Raw genomic sequence first — 25480 nt, forward strand, 5'->3', positions numbered from 1 at the left:
ATGGGCTACAAACCTGAACTGCTTGTGCCTGCGGGTTCTTTCACGGAATTGAAAACCTATTTGGCCGCAGGCGCTACCGCCGTGCTGATCGGCGAAGCGAAATACGGGATGCGATTGACCGGCGACATCACGCTGCCGGAAATGGCGGAGGCCGTGACTTATGCGCATCAACACGGAGCAAAAGTTTATGTTAGCATCACCAAGCTGATGCATAACGAGCAATTGGACGAGCTTGAGAGCTACGTCTCTAAGCTCGCCGAAATCAAGGTCGACGGCATTCAATTCGGGGATCCGGCCGTTCTGCAGACGGTGAAACAGTTTGCACCGGAAATTCCGCTGCATTGGAACGCCGAAATGACTTCGACGAATTATTCGACGGCCAATTATTGGGGCACCAAAGGCGCGTCGAGGGTCGTCTTGGCACGCGAGTTGAACATGGACGAAATCACGGAAATGCAGCCCATGCTTCAAGTGGAGTCCGAGGTTCAGGTGCATGGCATGACGAATATTTATCACTCCAAACGCCGCCTTGTCCAAAGCTACATGACCCATCAAGGCCGTCCGGTCGAGGGCGGGAATTTAGGAAAAGAGCGTGGGCTTTTCCTTGTTGAAGCGGAGCGGTCGGATGAGAAGTTCCCGATCTACGAAGATGAGAACGGTACGCATATCATGAGCTCGGACGACATCTGCATTCTTGAGGATTTGCACGTTCTGATGGGCGCGAAGGTCTCCAGCTTCAAAATCGAGACCCTATTAAAGCCGTCCGTTTACAACGAAACGGTGATTCGGGCATACCGCAAAGCCATCGACGCTTACTGCGCAGACCCAGATAATTATGAATTCGACGAGAAATGGATCGAGGACATCCGCCGGATTCAGGATCCCGAGCGCGAGTTGTCCTTCGGATTCTTTTATAAAGAGCAAGTATATTAATCTATATAAGATGAACTAACTAATATGGTGCAGGCAAGGGAGAAAAATGATTCCGTAGAAACGGAGTGGTCGCCTTTGTGACCGGATTTCTACTTCATTCGATTCTATTCATCCGGAAATCCGGAAGCAACAGCGATCGGAGGAACATTTTGCGTACTTGCCACCGTCCATTTAAATAGTTCATCTTATATCAATTCAGAACAGAGGTGAACGAAGATGCAAGCAACCAAGAAACATGTGCCGAAATACAGCGGCAAGCGAAACCGGCTTTCAAAGCCCGAACTTCTCGCACCCGCCGGCAATCTGGAGAAACTGAAATTCGCGATTCATTATGGAGCGGATGCCGTGTATATCGGAGGACAAAAATACGGCCTTCGTTCCAATGCGGACAATTTCAGCTTCGAGGAAATGCGCGAAGGGGTTGAGTTCGCCAAAAAATACGGCGCGAAGGTTTTTGTCGCGACCAATATATATGCACACAATGAGGATCTCGCAGGGATCGAGGAATATTTGCGCAATTTGTACGAGGCCGGCATTTCCGCGGTCATTGTCGCGGATCCGATAATCGTCGACACGGCCCGCAAGGCGGTGCCCGGACTGGAGGTCCATCTCAGCACCCAGCAATCGACGGTAAACTGGCAGGCGGTGAAGTTCTGGAAAGAGGAAGGGCTGCCGCGGGTCGTGCTTGGCCGCGAGACGAGCTTTGAGGAAATCGAAGAAATCAAAAAGCATGTGGATGTCGAGATTGAAGCATTTATCCATGGAGCCATGTGCTCATCCTATTCCGGACGCTGCGTGCTGTCCAACCATTTTACGGACCGGGATTCGAACCGGGGCGGATGCTGCCAATCCTGCCGCTGGAAATATGATTTGTTTGAAGACAGCCGGCCGGAAGCCGCTTGGATTTCGGAAGAGGAAGCCATGGGAGATCCGGTGCTGCGCCAGTTCCAACTGGGCGTGACGCAGCTGCCTCAGTTTGAGGAGCAGGATAACCCGTTTACGATGGGGTCCAAAGACTTGTGCATGATCGAGCACATCCCCGACCTGATCGACGTCGGCGTGGACAGCTTTAAAATTGAAGGCCGCATGAAATCGATCCATTATGTCGCAACGGTCGTTAACGTTTACCGCCAAGCGATCGATTCCTACATGGCCGATCCGGAAAACTATGTATTGAAGCCGGAATGGGTGGAAGAAATCAACAAGGCGGCGAACCGTCCGTTGAACACCGGCTTTTTCTATGATACTCCGGATCATGAGGATCATATCTATGAACCCGAAGAAAAGGCGGCGCCTTACGATTTTGCCGGTCTGGTTCTGGAATATGATCCGGATACCCGGATGGCTGTCATTCAGCAGCGCAATCATTTCAAACCGGGACAGGAAGTCGAGTTTTTCGGACCTGGCGGAACGTTCTTTAAACAAACGGTTTCCGAGATTTGGGACGAAAACGGAAATGTACTGGATGCGGCCCGCCATCCGCTGCAAAAAGTCAAAATCAAGGTAGAGCAGCCGGTTTCCTATTTTGATATGATGCGGAAAAGAAAATAATCTATCCTGCAAAAAGGCCCTAGAAAGGTTAGACTAACCTTTTCAGGGCTCTTTTTTGATTGCCGGCTATAATTTGAATGATTCAACGATGGCTGACAGTTCATCCGCCGTTTTGGAGAGGAAGGAGGCGGCTGCCGAAATTTGTTCCATCGAGGCCAGCTGCTCTTCGACCGAAGCGGACACGCTTTGGGTTTCCTCCGTATTGTCTCCTGAAATGCGAATCACATTGCCGACCGAATCCGTCATCGCTTCCGCCTGCTTGGAAATTTCCATGGTGATGTTCAGCAGTCTGGCGCTCATGTCGGCCAGCGGACTTACCGCTTCCTGGATATCCTTGAAATTGCGGTCGGTTTGTTTGACGATATCGATTCCCTTGGAAATTTCCTGAACCGTTTGGGACATGCTGGACACGGCGTCCGTAGTGCGGCTGCTGATTTCGCCGATCAATTCCTGGATCATATCCGAAGATTTGCCGGTCTGCTCCGCCAATTTGCGAATTTCGGAGGAAACGACGGCGAATCCTTTCCCGGCTTCCCCTGCTCGTGCGGCTTCGATACCGGCATTTAGTGCAAGAATATTGGTGCGAACCGCGATATCGCCGATCACTTTTATGATTTGTTCGATCTGCTGCGAGTGTTCATGAAGTTCGCTAATAATGACGGATTGGCGATCGGCGTTTTGATGGATGACTTCCATCTGCTCCACGACGGCTTGAACGTTCTCGCTGCCGGCCACCGACTTATCGCCGGCGTTTCCGGACAAGGCGTTTAATTCGGAGACGAATGTATCGATTTCCTCCATTTTCCCGGAAATGTCCGAAATTTGCGCATAATTATCACCAAGCATCGTTTTTTGAATTTCGGCCCCGTTATGAATGCTTTGCGCCGAATCCGCAATATGCTCGGTCGCTCTTGCGGCTTGATCCGCACTGGCGCTTAGCTGTTGGGATGAGGCGGCCAACGAACCGGCGGTCATTTGAATTTGGCTCATGCTACGGTGAATGCTGTCCGCCATTCGATTGAAGCTGGCCCCGAGTCTCCCGAGTTCATCGTTTCCTTCCAGCGGTATGCGTGCCGCTAACTCCCCATTGCTGATTTGATCGGCTGCATGGACCATATGTCGAAGCGATTTGAAAAGACCGAGCAAAATATACGAGATAAACGCTGCGGCGATCAGAATAGCCGCAATGACGATAATGATCGTTTGCTTAAGAATCGGTTGGGCTTCCTGGGCAAACTCCCGGGTTTGCATGACGCCGCCGATTTTCCAGCCCGTGATCGGGTTAGTCACATATTGCACGACCCTGGTTTCTCCATCTTCGCTAAAGGTTTTAGTGCCCCCATCCCCCGCGAACATGGCGTCCGCACCGGCTCCCTGGACGGGCTCGCCCGCTCCTAGGGAGGGATGGAAAACCGATTTATGATCGGTATCAATGATTTGCGCATAACCGCCGGTTCCGATTTGAACCGCTCCGGCCAGCGCGGTCAACTCTTCGATTTTCACTTCGCTCCGGAAGACTCCGCTTCCGTCGGCAACCGCTTTCGATATCCCGATGACAAATTCCCCGGAAATTACGGAAGTGTACGGCTGGGAAATGAATACGGTCGAGGGATCCTCTATCGCCGTCTTGTACCATTCTTCTTCGCGCGGATCACCGTCACCTGCCCATTCTTTGCCTTGAACATTCCTGTAGTATCCGCTTTCAGCTATAAATTCCAGGCTGGAGACCATGGAGTGGGCTTTGTAATAAGGCTCGAAAATCTTTCTTTGCAGGGTGGCTTCGCCGCCGTTGTAAGTGCTTTCAGTAATGAGTCCGGCCAAATAATCTGCGTTGGACATCTCCGAGGTTGCGTACTGCGTAATTGCGGAATTGAGAAGCATCACGTTCTGCTCTGCGCCGTTGTTCATCTGATCCGCGACTTCGTTTTTGGCGGTCTGGTAGGATAGCGAACTGATCGCAATGACTGGAGCAAACAGAATCACGCCAAACGAGAGGATCAGCTTGGTGCGCAAAGACATCTTTGAACGGGACTTTAAGCTTTTCTTGGTCTTAGCTGGGACTTTCATTTCGCATCTCCCTGTTCTGAATTAAATATTTTTTAGTATTTTGTAAATCAGTTTAATCATTTTAGAATTAAAAAACAATACTTTTTTAGGATTATTCTAGGCAAACGTTACCACTCTCAAGCAATATTAGGACCTTAGTCCCTTTTTTTTGATTAATGTTTCCTTTTCCCCCGAATTGTTAAAATTCTATGTTAGATTTGCCGATATTAAGGAGGAAGACGTCATTTGTTGTCGAATGATGATAAATAGATGTAAATGGGTCTTACATACCAGGTATTTCCTCGAACTAGTTTTTGAGGATTACGACTAATCTAAGCGGTGGGTGATTAAAATGGGTCTGGTTCCGAAGAAAAAGAACCAAGAAGGTAACAGCAAGGAATCTGTCAAAAAAGGTTTGGGTACTGCGAAGGAGAAGGTGGGAAAAGTCTCTAAGGGTTGGGGAGGAAAAATCGCTTCTTCCTTTGAAGCTGTAGTTCCAAATACGATGCATCCGGGCAAATCAGTCGGGGTCCGATTGTTTTTGATCTTTTTTGTTGCCATTATGTTTTTCGTATTGACGATCGGGATTCTCTCGTATCAAATGGCCAAGGGTACGATCAAGAAAAATGCCGAAAGCGCTAACTTGGCTACAATTGTGCAAACCTCTCAAAAATTGGATATCGTTCTTGATAAATATGACGAAAGCCTGCAGCAAATGTTCCTGGATCAGGAAATGCAGGACGCCATCATGGAAGCTTCGCTTACCAATATTTCCGATTACGATAAATTTACGGTCACCAACAAGATGAAAGACCGTCTGAACAACCTTACTTTCTCGGTCAAAGGCGTGTCCGCGATTTATATGCTGTCGGAAGAAGGCTTGGTCGGAGATATTACGTCAGGAAACGTCAATTCCACGTTCCTCGCTTCGGCGAGACAACAGCCTTGGTTTGAAGCTTCCAAGGATACCAAAAAAATGTGGATGAACGTTCCGGCCGAAGAAAATGCGGGGGTTCCCGTGTTCCGGATCATTAAATCCGTAAACAGCGTAAGCAGTCTGAAGCGGTTTGTTTTGGTTGAGGATATTAAGCTCGAAGTATTAACGGAGTATTTGAAGGAAGTTCAACTCGGCGAGAAATCCGAAATTCAATTATTGACGCCGGATAACGTCGTTGTGAGTTCCTCGATTCCGGGCGGCGAAGGAAAACCGACCGAAATCAAGATGGATAAGGCCGGTGAAAAACCATCCGATGCCATTTCGACTACGGATACCGAAGGAAAAGACGTTCTTGCCGTTTACAACACATTGAAATCGACAGGATGGAAACTGGTAGGAACGGTCGCAACCGCCGAGTTGGTTAAGGATGCCCAAGGAATATTGTTGACCACTTATATTTCCGCAGCCGTCGTTGCGATTATTACGATTCTCATCGCCATCTGGATGGTCAAAATGATCGCTTCTCCGCTGGTCAAACTGAGAAACCTGATGGAGGAAGGCGCAAAAGGGAACCTGAACGTTCGCATGAAGCTGAATACCAAAGACGAAATCGGTCAATTGACGGGCAGCTTCAACCTGATGATGGAGCATATTACGGAACTCGTGAAACAAGCGAACCACTCCGCTCAGGATGTGCTTGAGACGGCTGCCGAATTGACGGATGCGTCCAATAAGACGGCCATGTCGGCGAAGGAGATTGCCATCGCGACGGAAGAAATCGCGAACGGCGCAACGAGCCTGGCAAACGAAGCGGAACGCGGCAGCTCTTTGACGGACAATATTGGCCAACAAATGGAACGCGTGATCCACGCCAACAAAGAGATGGAAGACTCCGCGAACCAGGTACAGAAATCGAGCCAATTGGGTACGGAGTATCTGAACGGCCTGATGGACAAGACGAATACGACGGTCGACATGATCAATGCGCTTACTGAAAAAGTCGATGCCCTGAAGGCCAGCACATCTTCGGTCTTGAAGGTATTGGACGTTATGCAGAACATTACGCAGCAAACGAACATTCTGTCCTTGAACGCGACGATCGAAGCGGCTCGCGCAGGCGCTGCTGGACGCGGGTTCATGGTCGTCGCCGACGAAATCCGTCAGCTGGCGGATCAATCGCGGCAATCGATCACGATGGTCGGAGAAATTACGGACAGCATCCAGCAGGAAATGAACGAAACCGTTCAAGCCTTGTCCGATGCAGGGCCTCTGTTCCAGGAACAAATTGCTTCCGTAAAAGAGACCAGTCAGATCTTCGTTTCCGTACAGGATCAAATGGATGGGTTCATACGTCATCTTGAGACCGTAACAAGCTCGATTTATGAATTGAATGACGCGCAGAACGTTCTGTCCGAGGCAATGACCAATGTCAGCGCGGTAGCGCAGGAATCCTCGGCTACATCGGAACAAGTCGCTTCGCTCAGTAGCGAGCAGCAGACGGTCGGCGATCAACTGGTTCAGCTTTCCGGCAAGCTTGAGAATGTGTCCAACGGACTCAAGGAATCGCTGTCCAAATTTACAGTGTAAGTCAATAAAGATAAAACCGCTGAGGGCTCCATGCCTAAGGCGGTTTTTGTCGTTTTATGGTGTGGATCCGCTTTTCCCGGGAAATAATGGTGTAAAAAGAAAGCGGGAGGCAATTCTATGTCATTACTGCGCAAACGCCGCATATTTTATACTTTAACCGGTTTTATTTTGATTTTCACGATCTATTCGGTTCGTTTGGCGTGGATCCCTTGGACCTCTGCTCGGGTCGCCGTGACGGCATCAGGGAGAACGATCAATGAATTGGCGGTCAGACAGCGGGAACAAAGCGTTGATTTGGACTCGGGGAGAGGGCATTTTACGGACAGGAACGGTGAACCGCTGACCGGATTTGTCCGTTGGAAGCCGACCCTGTTTCCGGTTAGCGAGCTTCCCCCAAAAGATCGGATAGAAACCCTCGCCAAGCAGTTCGGGACAAACCCCGATGAATTAACGTCTCTTTGGAGCAAGCTGAAATCCCCGCTTATATGGGAGTCATACTCGGGAACTTCACAGATCGATGAGCCGACAATCCAAGGTTTAGAAATGCTGCCCTATTCGGAAAGATACCCCAAGGAATTGCGGGGAAATCAATGGATCGGTTACATTGCGCAGCGGCCGGACGTGATCCGGAAATTGCGCGCTGACGGAAAATCGGGTTACCCCTCGATATCTATGCCGGTAGGGGCGTCGGGGTTGGAAAAAACAATGGACCGGTTTTTGATTGGGACTGGGGGAACCCGAATAGCTTATCCTGTAGACGGCAAAAATGAACCGATGCCGAATATGGATTTAAGCGTGAGCGGTTACGCGAATCGGTTTTTCCCGCTGGAAATCCAAACGACGGTGGATCACGGAATTCAGCGGAAATTGGAAGAGCTTGCCGCCCAAGCGAATGTGCGCGAAGGGGCCATCGTCGTATTGGATGCAAAGCAGGGCGATGTGATCGCCATGGTTTCCCGCCCTTTTTATGATCCCAATCATGTGGATCCGAACGCGAAGGACGGCGATTGGAGCAACAGGGCCGTTAAAGCGGCCGTACCCGGCTCGATTTTTAAAACGGTCATCGCGGCCGCCGCACTCGAAGAAAAAGTGACTTATCCCGGAGAAAGTTTTTTTTGCTCGGGGCATTACGGAAAGTATGGATTATCCTGCTGGAAAAAAGAAGGCCATGGCTTGATCACGCTGGAGGAAGGTTATGCGAAATCCTGCAATACGGTGTTCGCCGCTCTAGGCGAGCGGCTGTCGGCCGCCAGCATCTCGAAGGCCGCCTCGCGTCTGGGACTGACGCGCAGGATCGGCTGGAGCGATGATTCGTTTATGGGGGGAGGCAGTCTGAGGCCCATCGATCAGGAAGAGGCAGGGAACGTATTCAGCTCCGGAACGGCCATAGATGGCGGGGTCCTGGCCCAAACCGCGATCGGACAGCGCGATGTCCTGGTGTCGCCGCTACAAGCCGCCAATCTGGTCGTGACTCTGCTGCATGGCGGTCAAGTCTCGGCCCCTCGTCTCGTTAGCGATATCCGTTATAAGGATGGATCTTTGTTCGCTCATTTTCCGGTTCAAACCTTGAATTCTCCATATGGCAGAGTTTCCTCACGAACGGCGGAGAGGCTGCGTTCTTGGATGAGGCAGGTGGTGACGGACGGGACCGGACGAGCCTTGATGAAGGCCAATTGGCCGCTCGCAGGAAAATCCGGAACGGCCCAGGTACAGCAAGGGCTTATTCATCAATGGTTCATCGGATACGGACCTGCCGATAGGCCCAAATATGCGGTAGCGGTTCTCGTTCAAAACCGCCCTTCAGGCTCCGAACACCAAGCGGCGGCATTATTTCGGAAGACAATGAATATATTGGCAGATCCATCATCTTGATGCTTCGCTGCCATCAAAACATCCAGCCTCTTTTCCAAAAAAATGACCCTAATCAGGTGACGACTGTGATAAAATAGTGGGGATGCTATGCTTTAGGGCATGACAAAGTCATTGAATCATTGAAAAGTGGGGAAGAGCGACATGGAGACTTTGCTGCTGTGGTTATTTTATATCTCATCGCTGTATGCGTTTATTCCCGGGCTGATTTCGCGTCTGTTCGGGTTCCGGGTATTCAGGCGAGGGGTGAGCGAAAATACATTTGCACTTACTTTTGACGACGGACCTGATCCGGTATATACCGCGCAATTATTGGACCTGCTCAAACGTTATGATGCAAAAGGAACGTTTTTTGTCGTAGGGTCGAATGCCGAGAAGCATCCCGAATTGATTAAACGGATGCACGATGAAGGTCATTTGATCGGGATTCACAATTATGTGCATAAGACGAATTGGCTTATGGGCCCGGGTGCCGTCAAGAAACAGATCCAAAAGACCGGAAAAATCATTGAGGATGTTACGGGCGTTAAATCGCATTTCTACCGTCCGCCGTGGGGAATCGTCAATCTGTTCGATTTTGCCAAACGGGACGACACCCAGATCGTGCTTTGGTCCGGGATGTTCAGCGACTGGCGCGTACGGGTCGGCGCGGACCGGCTGACGGAGCGGATGATGAAAAAACTCCGGGGCGGAGAAGTGTTTCTGCTTCATGATTGCGGCGCGACCCTGGGGGCAAACAAAGGCGCACCGGCCGAGATGCTGATCGCCCTTGAACGCGTATTAAAGGAAGCGAAACAACGAGGCCTGCAGAGCATTCGGATCGATGATCTTATCCGGACTAGCGAAAAAGCGAAGAATCTTGCCAAAAAAGGGAACTCCTCTACCGGAAAAGCGTTAGGGGTATCCGCAAATGCAAAGCAGCTGTCCCTTTTTAAAAGAAGCCTCGTTTTCTTATGGCTGGTTTGGGAAAAGCTGTTTCATATGATGTTCCATCTGCAGACCGCAAACAAAGAAGACCCGATGCTTCACTATCGTATCCGGACCTATCATGGCGATACTGTGGAAATGGACGGGGGCGGCGAGCTACAAAGCGGCGACCGGGTGATGGAGCTTCATTTCGATAACAAAAAGCTGTTTGAAATCGGATCCCGATCAAGATCGCCGGTGCAGTTGGCCATCAAAATGATCCGATGCATGGAGAAGGAACTTCCGATTCTGGCCAAGGAGTTTACGGATCATCCCGAGCTGCATGATGCCAAAGCGTTGTACGGGGTCAGCATGATCAACCGGGGACCGGAGCAATTCGGCTTTACCGTCACCGACCTGCCGAAAGGGCTGTTCGCCTCCTCATCGACACTGTATTTGAAGTTTTTGCTCAGAGTGATTCATCCTGACGGAGGATCGAGATTGAAACAATCCGCCGAGAACCTGATTCCGAAGCTGATTCTGATGCCGACGGAAATGCTCGTCAGACAGTATTTGAAAGACGGCTCCCATCGAAAGGTGGTCGGGAAACAGGAAATCGAAACGGAAGATGAATCCGTACTCAGCGCAACGATTCAATGTTGACAGCAATTATCGAACATAACTCAAAAATAAAACCGTCCGGCATCTCGCCGGACGGTTTCTTCATGATGAGGACGATTAAATTTTCATTACGCCGCCGGAGCTGGCGTTGGTTACAAGCTTGGAGTAACGGGCAAGATAGCCGGTCTTCACTTTAGGCTCAAAGCCTTTCCAGTTGGCGCGGCGGCGAGCCATTTCTTTGTCATCGACATGCAGCTCGATCTTACGGTTATTGAGGTCGAGCTCGATAATGTCGCCGTCTTCCACGAAAGCGATCGGTCCGCCTTCGGCGGCTTCCGGAGAGATATGCCCGATGCTGATGCCGCGGGAAGCCCCGGAGAATCGGCCGTCCGTGATGAGACCCACTTTAGCGCCGAGACCCATGCCGACGATTTGCGATGTAGGAGCCAGCATTTCCGGCATGCCCGGTCCGCCTTTCGGCCCTTCGTAGCGGATAACGACGACGCAGCCTTCCTTCACCTTTCCGTTCGCGATGCCTTCAAGCGCTTCTTCCTGGGAATCGAAGCAGATCGCAGGACCTTTATGGTAGCCTCCGACAGACGGATCCACGGCGCCTACTTTGATGACGGAGCCTTCCGGAGCGAGGTTGCCGTACAGAATGGCAAGTCCGCCTTTTTCGGAATGCGGGTTATCGATCGCATGAATGACATTGTGGTCAAGAATCTCGCAGCCGGCCACATTTTCGGCAATCGTTTTGCCGGTAACGGTCATTTGATCCGGGTAGATCGCGCCCGGCTTTTTCAGCAGCTCATGCAATACGGCGCTTACGCCGCCCGCACGATGCACGTCTTCGATAAAGATATCGGATGCCGGAGCCAGCTTGGCGATATGGGGAACGCGGTTGGCCACTTCGTTAATGCGTTCCAGCGGATAATCGATGCCGGCTTCTTGAGCCAGGGCCAAAGTATGGAGCACGGTGTTGGTCGAACCGCCCATCGCCATATCCAATGCAAACGCGTTGTCGATCGATTCCTTGGTCACGATGTCACGCGGTTTGAGATCAAGCTTGATCAGCTCCATCAATTGTTTTGCCGATTGTCTTACGAACTCTTTGCGTTCTTCGGCGACGGCGAGAATCGTTCCGTTCCCCGGCATGGCCAGGCCCAGAGCTTCCGCCAGACAGTTCATGGAGTTGGCCGTGAACATTCCCGAGCAGGAACCGCAGGTCGGACAGCCGTATTGTTCAAGCTCGAGCAAATCATCGTCGCTGATTTGTCCGGCCTGATGGGCGCCGACGCCTTCGAACACGGAAGTGAGCGAGAGCTTGCGTCCTTTGCTGTCCACGCCGGCTTTCATCGGGCCGCCGCTGACGAACACAGTCGGAATGTTGACGCGCAGGGCGCCCATGAGCATCCCCGGCGTAATTTTGTCGCAGTTCGGAATGCAGACCATGCCGTCGAACCAGTGAGCGGAAACGACGGTTTCCAGCGAATCGGCGATAATTTCGCGGCTCGGCAGGGAATAGCGCATGCCGATATGGCCCATGGCGATTCCGTCGTCCACGCCGATCGTATTGAATTCAAACGGCACGCCGCCGGCTTCCCGGATCGCTTCCTTGACGATTTTCCCGAATTCCTGCAGATGGACATGACCGGGCACAATGTCGATATAAGAGTTGCACACCGCGATGAACGGTTTGCCGAAATCTTCTTCCTTCACGCCTGCGGCCCGCAGCAAGCTGCGGTGAGGAGCGCGGTCGAAGCCTTTTTTGATCATGTCTGAACGCATTTTCTTTGCTGTCATGATGACGATTCCCCCCACGATTAAATATATTGGATTTTGGAACTTTACACCGCTAAAGGTTTTCTTTAAAGTCTATCATATGTAATTCGCTTTTTCTAGCGACAGAATAAAGAAAACCCGGCAGACGCCGGGTTTCCTCATAAGGATTAATTATTGCTATTGTTGTTGCGGGCCATGCCGCCTTTGCGGCCGATTTCACGGTAAAACTCTTTGTCGTGCTTCTCGGATGTGGCTTCTCCGCCTTTTTGACCGATTTCCTGGTAAAATTCCTTGCTATGGTTTTTGGAAGTGGCCTCCCCGCCTTTTTGGCCAATTTCCTGATAAAATTCTTTCCCATGGTTTTTGGAGGTTGCCTGTCCTCCCAAACGGCCTGCTTCCTCACGGCTCATCTTGCCTTTACCCCGTGCCATTAAGATCACTCCTTAGGTCGTTTTTGGTGTATTCGTATGTTTATTTACCACGACCCGTCATTTTGAAACCAAATCTCTGAATAAAGTGAAAAAAGGGTCCAAAGGACCCTGAATTATATAAAACTATCAAAATTTTCTATTAATGTTTACTGACCGTACCGAATTGGCCCAGCGCTTTACGTTCGAGATTCAAGGCCCATTGGACAGGGGGTTCGATGACGGGCGAAGTCCATTTCCGCACGACCGGTTGGCTGAGCAGCAAGGTGAGTCCGATTGCGCCGGCGATCACGGCCAAGGACCCTGCCCATGAATCGACGTATTCATAAAGCGGGGAAACGGCGGCAATGCGGATCAGGAAACCGTGCAGCAAAAATACGTACAGCGTTCTGCGTCCAAAATCGGTCAGTCTGCTGGCTTGCTTCGGCACGAATGCCAGAAAGACGGCACCGGCAGCGAATTGCAGCAGGTACAGGGCGAAGCGGTTCAAGCCGGCGTACCATCCTTGTTCTCCCAATTGCATATATGTCATGTTGCCGTACAGCCAGCCGGGAACGAGGTCGTTTCCGTAAACGGCAAGCGCCAGGAACAGGCCGGCCGATAAAAGGACGCCGGCGGTTCTTGTTTTCCGGTTAAGCAACCGATCCAGACCGCTGAAGGTAAAATGATAACCGACAATAAAAAACGGCAGGAACACGAATGTCCGGGAGATGCTGAGCCAGGTTCCGTCAAGCTGCAGATACCCGACCAGTACGCCGAGAATAACCGAAATCAAAATCTGCTGCAGAGGCGAAATTTTGCGCATCAAGATCAACAGCAGCCTCCAGCACAGATGGCTGGCCAAAAACCAAAGCAGTAAATACGGCGCAAAAAAGGAATGACGGATATGATCTACTTTAAATAAGGTAACATCGAGGGTGGAGTACAGGGATTGAAAGATTACATATTGCAGGGCAATTTGCAGAAGAACCTTGCGTCCTGCCTCACCGCCCAGATTGGATTTGGCGAAATATCCCGTCACGAACACGAATAGAGGCATATGGAAACTGAAAATCCACAAATAAAGCGAGTGCATGCCTTCCATACGGGAGATGAGCGGTTCGATCGCGTTACCGACGAACACGCAGACAATGAGCAGAAAGCGCAGGTTTAAAAAAAAGGTCTCACCGCGGTGATCCAGTGGTTTTGCCGACATGACGTTAAGCCCCTTCCCTTGCCGATGTTGCCGCTGTATGAGCCATCGAAAAAGAATAAAATTTGAAATAATGCTTCTTGTTTAAAAGTACTCCTTTTTCTCGACATATCTTGTGATAATAATCACAATCGAAAACGCTATCAAAGGATTGAATTGTGACCAACTGTTGACACCTCGGCCGAGCGGGATTTTGTCACTTTGGAACCGACAAGTTACAATAGAAATAAAAAGAGACTGAACCGAAAATGGAGGTGCTCGCATGCCGGGGATTCACGTCCTGAACCGGTTCATTCCGTGCCGGGGGATTTTGTTCGATAAAGACGGGACTCTGCTCGATTTCATGCGGCTTTGGGGAGATTGGGCAAAGACATTGACCGAACTTCTCGAGGGTCATCTCGCCATGTCGGGAGCGAAACTTACCGTTTCGAAAGACCGATTGCTCGGACTCCGGTTCGACGAGGAAGGCCGGATCGCCGGATACGATAAAACCGGACCGCTGGCCATGGGGACAGAGGAAGAGGTGACGGCACTGCTTGCATGGCAGTTGTATATTGCCGGCATCCCCTGGAATGAGGCCCTGGTTCAGGTGCGAAAGTTTAGCGCATCGGCGATGCTGGAAGTGGAGCGCCGCCGCAGTGCCAAGCCGTTGCCGGGACTGGTGGATTTTATTGCTTCCTGCCGCAACGCAGGGATTCTCCTCGGTGTCGTGACCTCGGATACGACATCCGAAGCCCTCAAGCACCTCGAATGGCTCGGCATCGGCGAACACTTCAAGTCCGTGGTCGGCAGAGACCGGGTGCTTAAAGGAAAGCCGGATCCGGAAATGGCGGTGCTTGCCATGAAGGAAGCGGGTCTCGACCCGCACGAGTGCATCGTCATCGGGGACAGCAATGCCGACATGGTTATGGGCAAGCATGCCGGCGTATCGTTGAATATCGGAATCGCGCCGGAAGGCGGCGGGGCGTCCTATTTGCTGGATGCCGATTTGATCGTGCCGGATTATACCGGTTTGACCGCAACGCAAGCAAATATGCAGGAACTAAAGGCAAGTAAGGAGGAATGAAGATGCCGGTTTCGGAATCGTCGGAACAAAAGCTGCAAACGATGACGGATTGGATCCGGGATAGCGGGAACGTTGTTTTCTTTGGGGGAGCGGGCATTTCGACGGAAAGCGGAATTCCCGACTTTCGCTCGGCGGCCGGGATTTATCAGACGGAGAAGGATTCCCCGTTTTCTCCGGAGGAAATATTAAGCCGGTCCTTTTTTAACCGTCATCCCGATGTTTTCTATGATTTCTACAAATCCAAAATGATTCACCTGGACGCCAAGCCAAATCCGGCCCATGACTTCTTGGCTTCTTTAGAGCGGGAAGGCAAGCTGAAGGCTGTTATTACGCAAAACATCGACGGATTGCATCAAATGGCGGGGAGCGCGAAGGTGCTTGAGCTTCACGGGTCGATTCACCGCAATCATTGCATGGACTGCGGACGTTTTTACGCATTGGACGAAATCATGAACAGCGAGAGCCTCGTTCCGTTTTGCACGGAATGCGGAGGCGTGGTGAAGCCTGATGTCGTGCTATATGGCGAAAATTTGGACAACCGGGTTATCGAGGATTCCGTCACGGCGATAGGGGAAGCGGATTTGCTGCTTATTGGCGGCACCTCCTTGACCGTTCAGCCTGCCGCTTCTTTGATCGGTTATTTCAGGGGCGGGCGGACCGTGCTGCTGAATACCTCGAATACGCCTTACGACCACCGTGCCGGCCTGCTAATTTCGGATCCGATCGGAAAGGTCCTGCAAGATGTAGGAAGGCGATTGGGCTTGTAGGAGTAACCGGTTGCGATGCTTCATATTAAGCTGCTTCAAACGGCTTCGAATAGAGAAAGCGGTTTCTTGCCAAACCTTTTTTGGCGGGATATGATAATGGTCAGAAGTATTCTACATCGGGAAGGCGGGAAGCAAGATGGTCTATACAGCAAGCGATGAAAGATACGAATCTATGAAATATAACCGGGTCGGGCGCTCCGGCTTGAAGCTGCCGGCGATTTCTCTCGGCTTGTGGCATAACTTCGGAGGCGTCAACAATTTCGAGAACGGACGCGAAATGCTCCGCCGGGCGTTTGATCTCGGCATCACCCACTTTGATTTGGCCAACAATTACGGGCCTCCGGCGGGTTCCGCGGAAGAAATGTTCGGTCAGGTGCTCAAGAAGGATTTCGCTCCCTACCGGGACGAGCTTGTGATCTCCACCAAAGCCGGATATTATATGTGGCCGGGACCGTACGGGGAATGGGGATCAAGGAAGTATATGATTGCAAGCCTTGATCAAAGCCTGAAGCGGATGGGCCTGGATTACGTGGATATCTTCTACTCGCACCGGCCGGACCCGGATACGCCGATGGAAGAAACGATGATGGCGCTCGATCATATCGTGCGTTCGGGAAAAGCGCTATATGTCGGCATTTCCAGCTATTCGGCTGAACAGACGATAGAGGCTGCGGCTATTTTGAAACGGCTCGGTACGCCGCTTCTCATTCATCAACCGAGTTACTCCATGCTTGAACGCTGGATCGAAAACGGCCTTCAGGATGTGCTGGATGAGAACGGAATCGGAAGCATCGCGTTCTGTCCGCTTGCCCAGGGGCTCTTGACGAATAAGTATTTGAACGGAATTCCCGAGGATTCCCGGGCCAAGAGCGCCAGCGTGTTCCTGAACGAGAACCAGATCACCCCCGAAACGCTCCGGAAAGTTCGCGCGCTCAATCAGATGGCGGCTGCCCGCGGCCAAAGCCTGGCCCAATTCGCCCTTGCCTGGGTGCTGCGCGGCGGCAAAGTGACGTCGGCCTTGATCGGGGCCAGCCGGGTCAGCCAAATTGAAGAGAATGTTCAAGCGTTGAACCAGCTCGAGTTTACGGATGAAGAATTATCCCGGATCGAAACGATTTTGCATACGAACGGAGACCATCAATAGCATGGTTATCAGCAAGCACCCCCGTCCCTCCGCCATTTACGGATGGATGGGGGTGTTTTCGCTATGAAGGACGTACGGGGCCGGAAGCATTCTTGCGGTAGACCGTCGGCGATTCACCGTGAAACCGGCGGAACTGGCGGGAGAAATACAACGCATCCGGAATACCGACGGAGGCGGCGATTTGCTCGATCGACAGCTCGGGCCGCTCGCGCAGCAACTGGCGGGACTTATCGATGCGCAATTTAAGCAAATAGGTTATAGGGGTGAGCCCGGTCTCTCTCTTGAAAATTCGCGATAAATAGGCACGGTTGTAACCAAGGCTGGCGCACATTTGCTCAATGGTCATCGGGTGGGCATACTGGCTCGACATATACTGAATCATTTGTTTTACGATGCGCTGCACGCCCGTTTCACCCGCCGGGAGTGCGTATTCGCGAACGAGCGTCTCCTCCGCCTCGGCCATCACCAAGTACAGGCAGCCGAGCGAAGCCGGATGAGAGCTGTTCCTTTTGCTGCGGAACGCCTGCAGTACCGCTTCGAGCAGCGAGGGGACCTGACTGTGCTCTCCCGGGCGGAATACCGGGAGCCGGGGAGTGAATCCCGCTCTTTGAACGAGCGTCTTCGCTTGCTCTCCGGCAAAGGCGATCCAGCGGTATCGCCACGGATCCTGATGATCGGATGCATAGCTCACCAGCTGATCAGGTTGGATCAGGAAGCAGTCTCCGCCGGTCAGATTGTAGTGGGCATACTCCGTGCGGAAAGTTCCCTTGCCCTGTTCGACAAAATGTAGAAGATAGTAATCGTACACTTTCGGTCCGAGTTTGTGATCGGCCCGCGTCTGGCTTTCTCCGGCGAACAGGACATGCAGGTCATGAATCTCGCCGAGTTCCGGATTGGCCGCCGCGCTGTACGTTTCCTGCATCATGGGCTTTCCTCCTTGCAAGGTCACATTTATCCATATTATACTCGCAAAGTTGCATTATCAAAAACATTCTTTTTTCTTATACTAGAACCAAGAACTTAACATTCCATGAAGCCGGGGTGAACGTTAATGAAAAAGCAGGAAATGGAACAATTGTTTATATCACGTTATGGAAAAGAAGAGAACGGCATACGCATCTTCAATGCGCCGGGACGCGTCAATCTGATCGGCGAACATATCGATTATAACGGCGGTTATGTGCTGCCGGCCGCGCTTGAATTCGGCACCACGCTAGCCATTCGCAAGAGAAACGACGGCAAGGTTACATTTGCATCGACGAATTTGCCTTACACCGCGGAAATCGCTTTGGACGATCTGGGTAAGGCGAAAACCGGAGAATGGGTGGACTATCCGGTCGGCGTGATCGTTGAACTGGGCAAAAAGGGAGTTACGCTCACCAGCGGTTACGATCTGCTGTTCCATGGCGAAATTCCGAACGGAGCGGGCCTGTCTTCGTCGGCCTCGATCGAAGTGGTAACAGCCTACTCGCTGCTGTCCATGGAAGGGCAACCGGCGGATAAAGTAGAAATCGCCGTTTTGTCCCAAAAGGCGGAAAACCAATATGTCGGCGTCAACAGCGGCATTATGGACCAGTTTGCGGTATCCAACGGCGCTCGGGACCATGCGATTCTGCTGATGTGCGACACGCTGGAATATAAGCTTGTCCCGTTCAAGACCGGAGCGTACAAGCTGGTGATCGGCAATACGAACAAGCGCAGAGGACTCGTCGATTCCAAGTACAACGAGCGTCGCGAGCAATGCGATGCGGCGCTTCGCATCGTGCAGGCGAAAGAGCCTGAAATCAAATATCTCGCTCAATTGACGCCGGAGCGTTTCGAAGCGCTTCAATCGGAATTTAAAGATGAGGTTCTGCTGAAACGTGCGACGCATGTCGTCGAAGAGAACGCGCGCGTATTGAAATCCGTGGATGCGCTGAGCGCGAACGACTTGAAAGCATTCGGCCAGCTGATGAATGCTTCCCATGATTCCCTGCGGGATTTGTATGAAGTCAGCTGCCTGGAGCTTGACGTGATGGTTGAGGAAGCGCGCAAGATCGAAGGCACGTTGGGGGCACGGATGACAGGAGCGGGATTCGGCGGCTGCACCGTGTCGCTCGTACATGAGGAAGCGGTGGACAAATTCGTATCGGAGGTAGGTTCTGCCTATAAAGAGCGTACCGGTTTGGAAGGCGACTTCTACGTATGCGGCGTCGGCAACGGCGTTCATGAAGTGAAAGGGGAGAACTGATCATGGCGATTTTAGTGACTGGCGGAGCCGGATACATCGGTTCCCATACGGTAGCGGAGCTTCTTGACCAAGGTAAAGATGTCGTTGTCATCGACAATCTGCAATCCGGACACCGCGGCGCGCTGTTGGGCGGAAAGCTGTACGAAGGCGATTTGCGGGATAAGGAACTGCTCGCTAAGCTGTTTGCCGAAAACGAGATCGAAGCGGTCATTCACTTTGCGGCAAACTCCCTAGTAGGGGAGAGCATGAAGGATCCGGTAAAATATTACGACAACAACGTATACGGAACACTCTGTTTGCTGGAAGCGATGAATGCGGCGAATGTGCGCAAAATCGTATTTTCCTCCACGGCGGCGACTTACGGAGAGCCGGAAAAGGTACCGATCGAGGAAACGGACATCACCAACCCGACGAACGTATATGGGGAAACGAAGCTCATGATGGAACGGATGATGGCCTGGTTCGACAAGGTGCTGGGCATCAAGTATGTTGCCCTCCGTTACTTCAACGCGGCCGGAGCGCACGAAAGCGGCAAGATCGGCGAAGATCACAATCCGGAGAGCCATCTCATTCCGCTCATTTTGCAGACGGCATTGGGACAACGGCCATCCATCTCGGTTTTCGGTGACGACTATAATACGCCGGACGGCACGTGCGTACGGGATTATATCCATGTCGGCGATCTGGCGGACGCCCATCTGCGGGCCGTGGATTATTTGCTCGGCGGCGGAGAAAGCGACGTGTTCAATCTCGGAAACGGGCAAGGTTTCTCCGTCAAAGAAGTGATCGCCAAAGTCAAGGAAGTGACAGGACGCGACTTTCCGGTTGTGGTAAGCCCGCGCCGCGACGGCGACCCGGCCGTATTGATCGCCTCTTCGGACAAAGCGAGATCCGTACTCGGCTGGAAGCCGTCCCGCCAAAATCTGGACGACATCATTCGCAGCGCCTGGCAGTGGCACTTGAATCATCCCGACGGTTACGGCGACAAATAAGGAGTGAACCATCATGAACGCTGAAGTGAACGAAACGCTGCAAACCGAAGCAAAACGTGCGATCGAGCAGTTGATCCGCTACGCATTGGAAAAAGCTTTAATCGACTGGTGGGACTTGGATTATTCGCGCAACCGGCTGTTGGAGCTGTTCGGATTTGACGAGCCTTACGCCGGCCGGGAGGACGAAGAAGAGCTGTCCGGCCCGCAGATTCCGCTCGGCGTGCTGATCGATTACGGCGTAGAGATCGGCTTGATCCCCGAAAACACGGATACGTACCGCGATTTGCTGGACGCCCGCATTATGGGACTTTTGATGCCGCGCCCTTCGGAAACGATCGCGAAATTCCGGAAAACGGAGGAGAACGGCGGAATCCAGGCAGCCACGGACGAGTTTTACAAATTGTCGGTGGACAGCAACTATATCCGCATGGACCGGGTCGCGCAAAACATTTATTGGAACCAGCCGACCTCCTTCGGCGATATGGAGATTACGATCAACCTGTCGAAGCCGGAAAAAAATCCGAAGGAAATCGCAATGGCAAAGCTTTTGCCGCCTCCGGTTTATCCGAAATGCCAACTGTGCCGGGAGAATGTAGGGTATGCGGGACGGATCAACCATCCGGCCCGGCAAAATCTTCGCGTCATCCCGCTCGAGCTGAACGACGAGCCGTGGTTTTTCCAGTACTCGCCTTACGTGTACTACAACGAGCACTGCATCGTGTTTCACCATGATCATGTGCCGATGAAGCTCACGAAGCAAACGTTCAAGCGCCTGCTTGATTTCACGGGGAAATTCCCGCATTACTTTATCGGCTCCAACGCCGATCTGCCGATCGTAGGCGGCTCGATCCTGACGCATGACCATTTTCAAGGCGGCCGTCATACGTTCCCGTTGGAAAAAGCGTCGATCGAAGCGGTTTTCGAGCACCCCGGGTTTCGGGGTGTCACCGCCAGCATGGTGAATTGGCCGATGACCGTTCTCCGGCTTAAAGGGAAGGACCCCGACGTGCTGCTCGAAGCCGCGGACGATGTGTACGAAAAATGGAAGAGTTACAGCGATCCGGCCGCGGAAGTTCTGGCCTTCAGCAAAGCGGAGGACGGATCCGATGTGCCGGTGCCGCATAATACGGTGACGCCGATCGTCCGTCGCGGATCGGACGGCGGATACGAGATGGACATCGTGCTGCGCAACAACCGCACGAATGACCTGCATCCGGAGGGGATTTTCCATCCGCACCGGGAAATGCACCATATCAAGAAAGAAAACATCGGTTTGATTGAAGTTATGGGGCTTGCCATTCTGCCGGGCCGCCTTAAGCAGGAACTGTCCGATATCGCCGGCATTTTGAGCGGCGATGCCGAACTTGGGGAGCAGGCGCTTCAGGATGCCGCCAGTCCTCTTGCGGTTCACGCTTCCTGGATCCGGGAGTTGACCGAGCGCCATGGCACGACCCTTGCGCGGGAGCAGGCAGAGGCGCTGCTTCGTGAAGAAGTCGGCCGCAAGTTCGCGGAGATTCTTGGTCACGCCGGCGTCTTCAAAACCGATGCCGCCGGACGCGAAGCGTTCCGCCGGTTCATCGGCGAGGCCGGATACAAGGAGCTTTCCTGACATATAAGATAAAGCAGTCCGTTCGATACTGATCGACGGGCTGCTTTTTTGTCCGCTTTTTAGCTAAGGAAACTGTACCTCCTTATTTACAGCAAATTGGCTCAGTTTCGAACATTAACGAAACTGTATAACGCTATTTCCGGCAAACTCGTCTCTCAAGGGCTTATTTCGGGCAAATAGAGTTCCTGTGTTTCGTTAGAATGAACAGCCCGTTCAAAATGCCGCTATAAGAATACCTGAATTCGTTAAGGGTCAGTCGATTTCCCGTGTCACACCGTTTACCGTGAGTTTTTATAGCTGCTAGCTGTGGGCCCCCGTTTGTTTTCCCTTCAAAAATGGAAGTATAATCTAAGGGAAGTGTTCACTTTTTTGATAAACCAGGAGGGATCATCCGATATGGATCGTTTTCAATTTCATAATCCGACCAAGCTGATTTTCGGGAAGGACCAACTTGCGACATTGAAAGAAGAAGTGCCTCGTTACGGTAAAAAAGTTCTGCTCGTATACGGCGGCGGTAGCATTAAACGCAGCGGCCTGTATGACCGAGTGCTCGGCATCTTAAAAGAAATCGGCGCGGAAGTGACCGAGCTTTCGGGCGTTGAACCGAATCCCCGGCTTTCGACGGTCCACCGCGGAGTGGATCTGTGCAAATCCAAGGGGATCGAGCTTATTCTCGCGGTAGGCGGCGGTAGCGTCATCGACTGCTCGAAGGCGATAGCGGTAGGGGCCAAATATGACGGCGACATGTGGGACTTCTGCGAACGGAAGGCCGTTCCTCAGGACGCCCTGCCTTTGGGAACCGTATTGACGATGGCGGCAACCGGGTCCGAAATGAACGGCAGCTCCGTTATTTCCAACGAAGAAACGAAAGAGAAGCTCGGCTGGGGCAGCAAGTTCGCTTACCCCGCGTTTTCGATCCTGGAGCCGGAAAATACGGTGACCCTGCCGAAGGATCAAACGGTGTACGGAATGGTCGATATCATGTCCCATGTATTCGAGCACTATTTTCATAAACAAACGAATACGCCGGTTCAGGACGGTTTTTGCGAAACGATCCTCCGGACGGTCATCGAAACGGCTCCCAAGCTGATCGAAAATTTGGAGGATACGGAGCACCGCGGCACGATCCTTTATTGCGGTACGATGGCTTTGAACGGTGTCCTGAACATGGGCTTGTCCGGCGATTGGGCCACGCATAATATCGAGCATGCGGTTTCAGCGGTTTACGATATTCCGCACGGCGGAGGGCTTGCGATCCTGTTCCCGAACTGGATGAAGCATGTGATGCACCATGATATCGCCCGCTTCAAACGGTTGGCGGTTCAAGTATTCAACGTGAATGCGGAGGGCAAAAGCGATGAAGCCGTTGCCTTGGAAGGGATCGACGCTTTGCGGTCCTTCTGGAATTCCATCGGGGCGCCTAGCCGGCTTTCCGATTATCAAATCGACGACAGCCAGCTGGAAGTCATGGCCGATAAAGCGGTCCGGTTCGGCCCGTTCGGTAATTTTGCGCGGCTGGACAAGCAGGATGTCCTGGAAATCTACAGAAATTCCCTATAATCATGATATGGCGAAAACCTCTCTTTTTCGGAAAAGAGAGGTTTTTTCGTCCAAAAGCAGGAAAAATAGCGAAACAATGAAGAAGTATTCACGTAGTAATTAACATAGCGCGATAGGTTGGTACAGAGAAAGGGGGGGGACGGTTTGGAGGTTTTGTTTTGGAGTTGTTTTGCAGGCGGGGCGGCTTTTGCGATCATCAACGTGGTTTTGGGGGATCTGATCGGCAGCTGGATGGAAGGCTTGTTTGACGCATTTGCGGCGGACTTCCTGAAACCGGTCGTATCGGCATCGGCGGTGACCACTTTCGGCGGAGCGGGCATCCTGCTTTCCCGGTATTCCCATTTGACAAATGCGGTGGTTGTCATCCTGGCTATTCTTATAGCGCTTGGTTTCTCGGCTTTCATCTATTTTGCTTATGTCAAGCCCATGGAAAACAGCGAGAATTCGATCGGTTTTTCCAATGCGGAACTGCCCGGCAAACTGGGTGAAGTCACGGTGCCGATTCCCCCCAAGGGCTTTGGGGAAGTGATGGTCAAGTTTGTGGCCGGCAATACGCTTCATACGGCGGCAAGCTGGGACCGGCGCAGCATACCCGCCGGGGCGCTGGTCGTGATCGTGGATTCGAAGGACGGCGTAGTCCAAGTTTCCGAGTTGTATGAAACCGAACAGAAAAGGGAGATGATGTAGTTGTTTGAGGCAGTACCTGATTTTTTGTTGATTCCGATTGTCGTCATTGCCGTTATTTTTATTCTCGGTCTGGCGTTCTGGGCCCGATACAAAACGGTAAGCCCGGATGAGGCAATGATCGTTACGGGGTCTTTTCTCGGGAATAAGAATATTTCCGTGGACGACTCCGGCCGCAAAATCAAAATTGTCCGCGGCGGCGGGGCTTTTATCTGGCCGATTTTTCAAAAAGCCGAATTCATGTCGCTGCTGTCCCATAAGCTGGACGTGATGACCCCCGAGGTTTACACCGAGCAAGGGGTTCCCGTTTCGGCGGACGGAGTGGCGATCATCAAGGTCGGAAGCTCCGTGGAGGACGTGGCGACGGCGGCGGAACAATTTATGGGCAAGCCGATCGAGTCGCTGAAAGGGGAAGCGCAAGAAGTGCTTGAAGGTCATTTGCGCTCCATTCTCGGTTCGATGACCGTGGAGGAAGTATACCGGAACCGCGACAAGTTCGCCCAGGAGGTACAAGGGGTGGCTGCGCGCGATTTGAAGAAGATGGGTCTGCAAATCGTTTCCTTCACGATCAAAGACGTCCGCGACAAACACGGGTATCTGGAAGCGCTCGGAAAACCGCGGATCGCAGCCGTCAAGCGGGACGCGGAAATCGCCGAAGCCGAGGCGGTACGGGACGCGAGAATCCAGAAAGCGCTTGCCGAGGAGTCCGGCCAAAAGGCCGAGCTTCTACGGGACACCAATATCGCCGAAGCGCAGAAAGAAAAGGAGTTGAAGGTGGCCTCCTTTAAGAAAGAGCAGGACACGGCCAAGGCGGAAGCCGACCAGGCCTATCATATTCAGGAAGCCCGGGCCAAGCAGACGATGGTCGAGGAGCAAATGAAAGTGGAGCTCGTCCGGAAGGAACGGGAAATCGACCTGCAGGACAAGGAAATTACCGTTCGTCAGAAGCAGTATGATGCGGAAGTGAAGAAGAAGGCCGATGCCGATCGCTATGCGGTAGAACAAGCGGCGGAAGCGGAAAAAGCCCGCAAAATGCGCGAGGCCGACGCATTGCAATATTCCATCGAAACCCAAGCGAAGGCTTCCGCGGAACAGAAGCGGCTCGAAGGTTTGGCGATCGCCGACGCGGAGCGGGCGAAAGGTACGGCGGATGCGGAAATCATCCGGCTGCGCGGCTTGGCTGAAGCGGAGGCGAAGGAAAAGCTCGCCGAAGCGTTCCAGAAGTTCGGCGAGGCGGCGGTCCTCGATATCGTCGTCAAAATGCTGCCCGAGCTGGCCGGCAAAATCGCGGCTCCGATTTCTACGATCGACAAGCTGACGGTGGTGGACACGGGCAAAGGCGAAGGGGCTGCCAGGGTCAGCAATTACGTCACCGAGCTGATGGCGACCGCGCCGGAAATGCTGAAAAGCGTATCCGGCATCGAGCTGGATAAGCTGATCAAGGGCTTGACGCAGGGGAAAACGGCGAAACCTGCCGCCGAACCGGTACCCGCGGCCAAACAGTCCGTATTGTTGGAAAGCGCCGCTTCACAGGAAACGCCTTGATCTGAATGCCCCTCAATTCTCGTTCGAAAAA

Annotated in this window: 19 protein-coding genes; 14 read left to right on the forward strand and 5 right to left on the reverse strand. The window is 52.4% G+C overall.

Going from position 1 to position 25480, the window contains the following annotated elements; translation table 11 throughout:
• On the forward strand, window positions 1-933 hold the full coding sequence (locus ACSFXJ_RS07430; RefSeq protein WP_435924538.1) for a peptidase U32 family protein: 933 nt from the start codon (window positions 1-3) through the stop codon (window positions 931-933).
• 216 nt (window positions 934-1149) lie between these two features.
• A complete protein-coding gene (locus ACSFXJ_RS07435) occupies window positions 1150-2484 on the forward strand; it encodes a peptidase U32 family protein (RefSeq protein WP_435924539.1) in 1335 nt (444 codons plus the stop codon).
• Between the two features lie 66 nt (window positions 2485-2550).
• On the opposite strand, the gene ACSFXJ_RS07440 is transcribed toward ACSFXJ_RS07435, so the two are convergent.
• Window positions 2551-4551: a methyl-accepting chemotaxis protein gene (locus tag ACSFXJ_RS07440; RefSeq protein WP_435924540.1), complete on the reverse strand. Its 2001-nt coding sequence runs from the start codon at window positions 4549-4551 to the stop codon at window positions 2551-2553.
• Between the two features lie 331 nt (window positions 4552-4882).
• Between ACSFXJ_RS07440 and ACSFXJ_RS07445 the strand changes: the two genes are divergently transcribed.
• From ACSFXJ_RS07445 to ACSFXJ_RS07455, 3 genes are all read left to right on the forward strand, one after another.
• Window positions 4883-7054, forward strand: coding sequence for a methyl-accepting chemotaxis protein (locus ACSFXJ_RS07445; protein WP_435924541.1), 2172 nt, complete (start codon window positions 4883-4885; stop codon window positions 7052-7054).
• Between the two features lie 117 nt (window positions 7055-7171).
• Window positions 7172-8926 (forward strand): peptidoglycan D,D-transpeptidase FtsI family protein, encoded by a 1755-nt coding sequence (locus ACSFXJ_RS07450; protein ID WP_435924542.1) that lies wholly within the window; start codon window positions 7172-7174, stop codon window positions 8924-8926.
• A 141-nt stretch (window positions 8927-9067) separates the two neighbouring features.
• Window positions 9068-10492 (forward strand): polysaccharide deacetylase family protein, encoded by a 1425-nt coding sequence (locus tag ACSFXJ_RS07455; protein WP_435924543.1) that lies wholly within the window; start codon window positions 9068-9070, stop codon window positions 10490-10492.
• A 75-nt stretch (window positions 10493-10567) separates the two neighbouring features.
• Here ACSFXJ_RS07455 and ilvD read toward each other — a convergent pair whose 3' ends face one another.
• The 3 genes from ilvD to ACSFXJ_RS07470 form a co-directional block, all read right to left on the reverse strand.
• Window positions 10568-12253 (reverse strand): dihydroxy-acid dehydratase, encoded by a 1686-nt coding sequence (gene ilvD / locus ACSFXJ_RS07460; RefSeq protein ID WP_435924544.1) that lies wholly within the window; start codon window positions 12251-12253, stop codon window positions 10568-10570.
• Between the two features lie 146 nt (window positions 12254-12399).
• Window positions 12400-12663 carry a KGG domain-containing protein gene (locus ACSFXJ_RS07465; RefSeq protein ID WP_435924545.1) on the reverse strand — a complete coding sequence of 88 codons (264 nt, stop codon included), beginning with the start codon at window positions 12661-12663 and terminating at the stop codon, window positions 12400-12402.
• A gap of 139 nt (window positions 12664-12802) precedes the next feature.
• Entirely contained in the window at window positions 12803-13855 is a 1053-nt protein-coding gene (locus tag ACSFXJ_RS07470; protein WP_435924546.1) for an acyltransferase family protein, read from the reverse strand.
• A gap of 259 nt (window positions 13856-14114) precedes the next feature.
• On the opposite strand from ACSFXJ_RS07470, the gene ACSFXJ_RS07475 reads away from it, so the two are divergent.
• The 3 genes from ACSFXJ_RS07475 (at window position 14115) to mgrA (ending at window position 16829) form a co-directional block, all read left to right on the forward strand.
• On the forward strand, window positions 14115-14918 hold the full coding sequence (locus ACSFXJ_RS07475) for an HAD family hydrolase (RefSeq protein ID WP_435924547.1): 804 nt from the start codon (window positions 14115-14117) through the stop codon (window positions 14916-14918).
• Between the two features lie 2 nt (window positions 14919-14920).
• On the forward strand, window positions 14921-15685 hold the full coding sequence (locus tag ACSFXJ_RS07480; protein ID WP_435924548.1) for an NAD-dependent protein deacylase: 765 nt from the start codon (window positions 14921-14923) through the stop codon (window positions 15683-15685).
• A gap of 136 nt (window positions 15686-15821) precedes the next feature.
• Entirely contained in the window at window positions 15822-16829 is a 1008-nt protein-coding gene (gene mgrA / locus ACSFXJ_RS07485; protein ID WP_435924549.1) for an L-glyceraldehyde 3-phosphate reductase, read from the forward strand.
• Window positions 16830-16890: 61 nt separating this feature from the next.
• On the opposite strand, the gene ACSFXJ_RS07490 is transcribed toward mgrA, so the two are convergent.
• Window positions 16891-17754 (reverse strand): AraC family ligand binding domain-containing protein, encoded by an 864-nt coding sequence (locus ACSFXJ_RS07490; RefSeq protein WP_435924551.1) that lies wholly within the window; start codon window positions 17752-17754, stop codon window positions 16891-16893.
• A 126-nt stretch (window positions 17755-17880) separates the two neighbouring features.
• Between ACSFXJ_RS07490 and ACSFXJ_RS07495 the strand changes: the two genes are divergently transcribed.
• The 6 genes from ACSFXJ_RS07495 to ACSFXJ_RS07520 all read left to right on the forward strand — a co-directional run bounded on the left by ACSFXJ_RS07495 (window position 17881) and on the right by ACSFXJ_RS07520 (window position 25449).
• Window positions 17881-19059, forward strand: coding sequence for a galactokinase (locus ACSFXJ_RS07495; protein ID WP_435924552.1), 1179 nt, complete (start codon window positions 17881-17883; stop codon window positions 19057-19059).
• A 2-nt stretch (window positions 19060-19061) separates the two neighbouring features.
• Complete coding sequence (galE, locus tag ACSFXJ_RS07500; protein ID WP_435924553.1) at window positions 19062-20051, forward strand: UDP-glucose 4-epimerase GalE; 990 nt, start codon at window positions 19062-19064, stop codon at window positions 20049-20051.
• Window positions 20052-20064: 13 nt separating this feature from the next.
• Window positions 20065-21660, forward strand: coding sequence for a UDP-glucose--hexose-1-phosphate uridylyltransferase (locus tag ACSFXJ_RS07505; protein ID WP_435924555.1), 1596 nt, complete (start codon window positions 20065-20067; stop codon window positions 21658-21660).
• A gap of 396 nt (window positions 21661-22056) precedes the next feature.
• On the forward strand, window positions 22057-23220 hold the full coding sequence (locus ACSFXJ_RS07510) for an iron-containing alcohol dehydrogenase (protein ID WP_435924556.1): 1164 nt from the start codon (window positions 22057-22059) through the stop codon (window positions 23218-23220).
• A 144-nt stretch (window positions 23221-23364) separates the two neighbouring features.
• The gene (locus tag ACSFXJ_RS07515; protein WP_435924557.1) at window positions 23365-23907 is read left to right on the forward strand and encodes a protease; all 543 of its coding nucleotides are present in this window, start codon (window positions 23365-23367) and stop codon (window positions 23905-23907) included.
• Window positions 23908-25449 carry a flotillin family protein gene (locus ACSFXJ_RS07520; protein WP_435924558.1) on the forward strand — a complete coding sequence of 514 codons (1542 nt, stop codon included), beginning with the start codon at window positions 23908-23910 and terminating at the stop codon, window positions 25447-25449.
• The last annotated feature ends 31 nt before the right edge of the window (window positions 25450-25480 follow it).

It is taken from the genome of Paenibacillus salivarius (assembly GCF_051307165.1).
Classification (GTDB): domain Bacteria; phylum Bacillota; class Bacilli; order Paenibacillales; family Paenibacillaceae; genus Fontibacillus.

Coding starts and splice junctions, on each gene's coding strand:
- ACSFXJ_RS07430 (WP_435924538.1), top strand. CDS start 1: ATGGGCTACAAACCTGAACTGCTTGTGCCTGCGGGTTCTTTCACGGAA.
- ACSFXJ_RS07435 (WP_435924539.1), top strand. CDS start 1,150: ATGCAAGCAACCAAGAAACATGTGCCGAAATACAGCGGCAAGCGAAAC.
- ACSFXJ_RS07440 (WP_435924540.1), bottom strand. CDS start 4,551: ATGAAAGTCCCAGCTAAGACCAAGAAAAGCTTAAAGTCCCGTTCAAAG.
- ACSFXJ_RS07445 (WP_435924541.1), top strand. CDS start 4,883: ATGGGTCTGGTTCCGAAGAAAAAGAACCAAGAAGGTAACAGCAAGGAA.
- ACSFXJ_RS07450 (WP_435924542.1), top strand. CDS start 7,172: ATGTCATTACTGCGCAAACGCCGCATATTTTATACTTTAACCGGTTTT.
- ACSFXJ_RS07455 (WP_435924543.1), top strand. CDS start 9,068: ATGGAGACTTTGCTGCTGTGGTTATTTTATATCTCATCGCTGTATGCG.
- ilvD (WP_435924544.1), bottom strand. CDS start 12,253: ATGACAGCAAAGAAAATGCGTTCAGACATGATCAAAAAAGGCTTCGAC.
- ACSFXJ_RS07465 (WP_435924545.1), bottom strand. CDS start 12,663: ATGGCACGGGGTAAAGGCAAGATGAGCCGTGAGGAAGCAGGCCGTTTG.
- ACSFXJ_RS07470 (WP_435924546.1), bottom strand. CDS start 13,855: ATGTCGGCAAAACCACTGGATCACCGCGGTGAGACCTTTTTTTTAAAC.
- ACSFXJ_RS07475 (WP_435924547.1), top strand. CDS start 14,115: ATGCCGGGGATTCACGTCCTGAACCGGTTCATTCCGTGCCGGGGGATT.
- ACSFXJ_RS07480 (WP_435924548.1), top strand. CDS start 14,921: ATGCCGGTTTCGGAATCGTCGGAACAAAAGCTGCAAACGATGACGGAT.
- mgrA (WP_435924549.1), top strand. CDS start 15,822: ATGGTCTATACAGCAAGCGATGAAAGATACGAATCTATGAAATATAAC.
- ACSFXJ_RS07490 (WP_435924551.1), bottom strand. CDS start 17,754: ATGATGCAGGAAACGTACAGCGCGGCGGCCAATCCGGAACTCGGCGAG.
- ACSFXJ_RS07495 (WP_435924552.1), top strand. CDS start 17,881: ATGAAAAAGCAGGAAATGGAACAATTGTTTATATCACGTTATGGAAAA.
- galE (WP_435924553.1), top strand. CDS start 19,062: ATGGCGATTTTAGTGACTGGCGGAGCCGGATACATCGGTTCCCATACG.
- ACSFXJ_RS07505 (WP_435924555.1), top strand. CDS start 20,065: ATGAACGCTGAAGTGAACGAAACGCTGCAAACCGAAGCAAAACGTGCG.
- ACSFXJ_RS07510 (WP_435924556.1), top strand. CDS start 22,057: ATGGATCGTTTTCAATTTCATAATCCGACCAAGCTGATTTTCGGGAAG.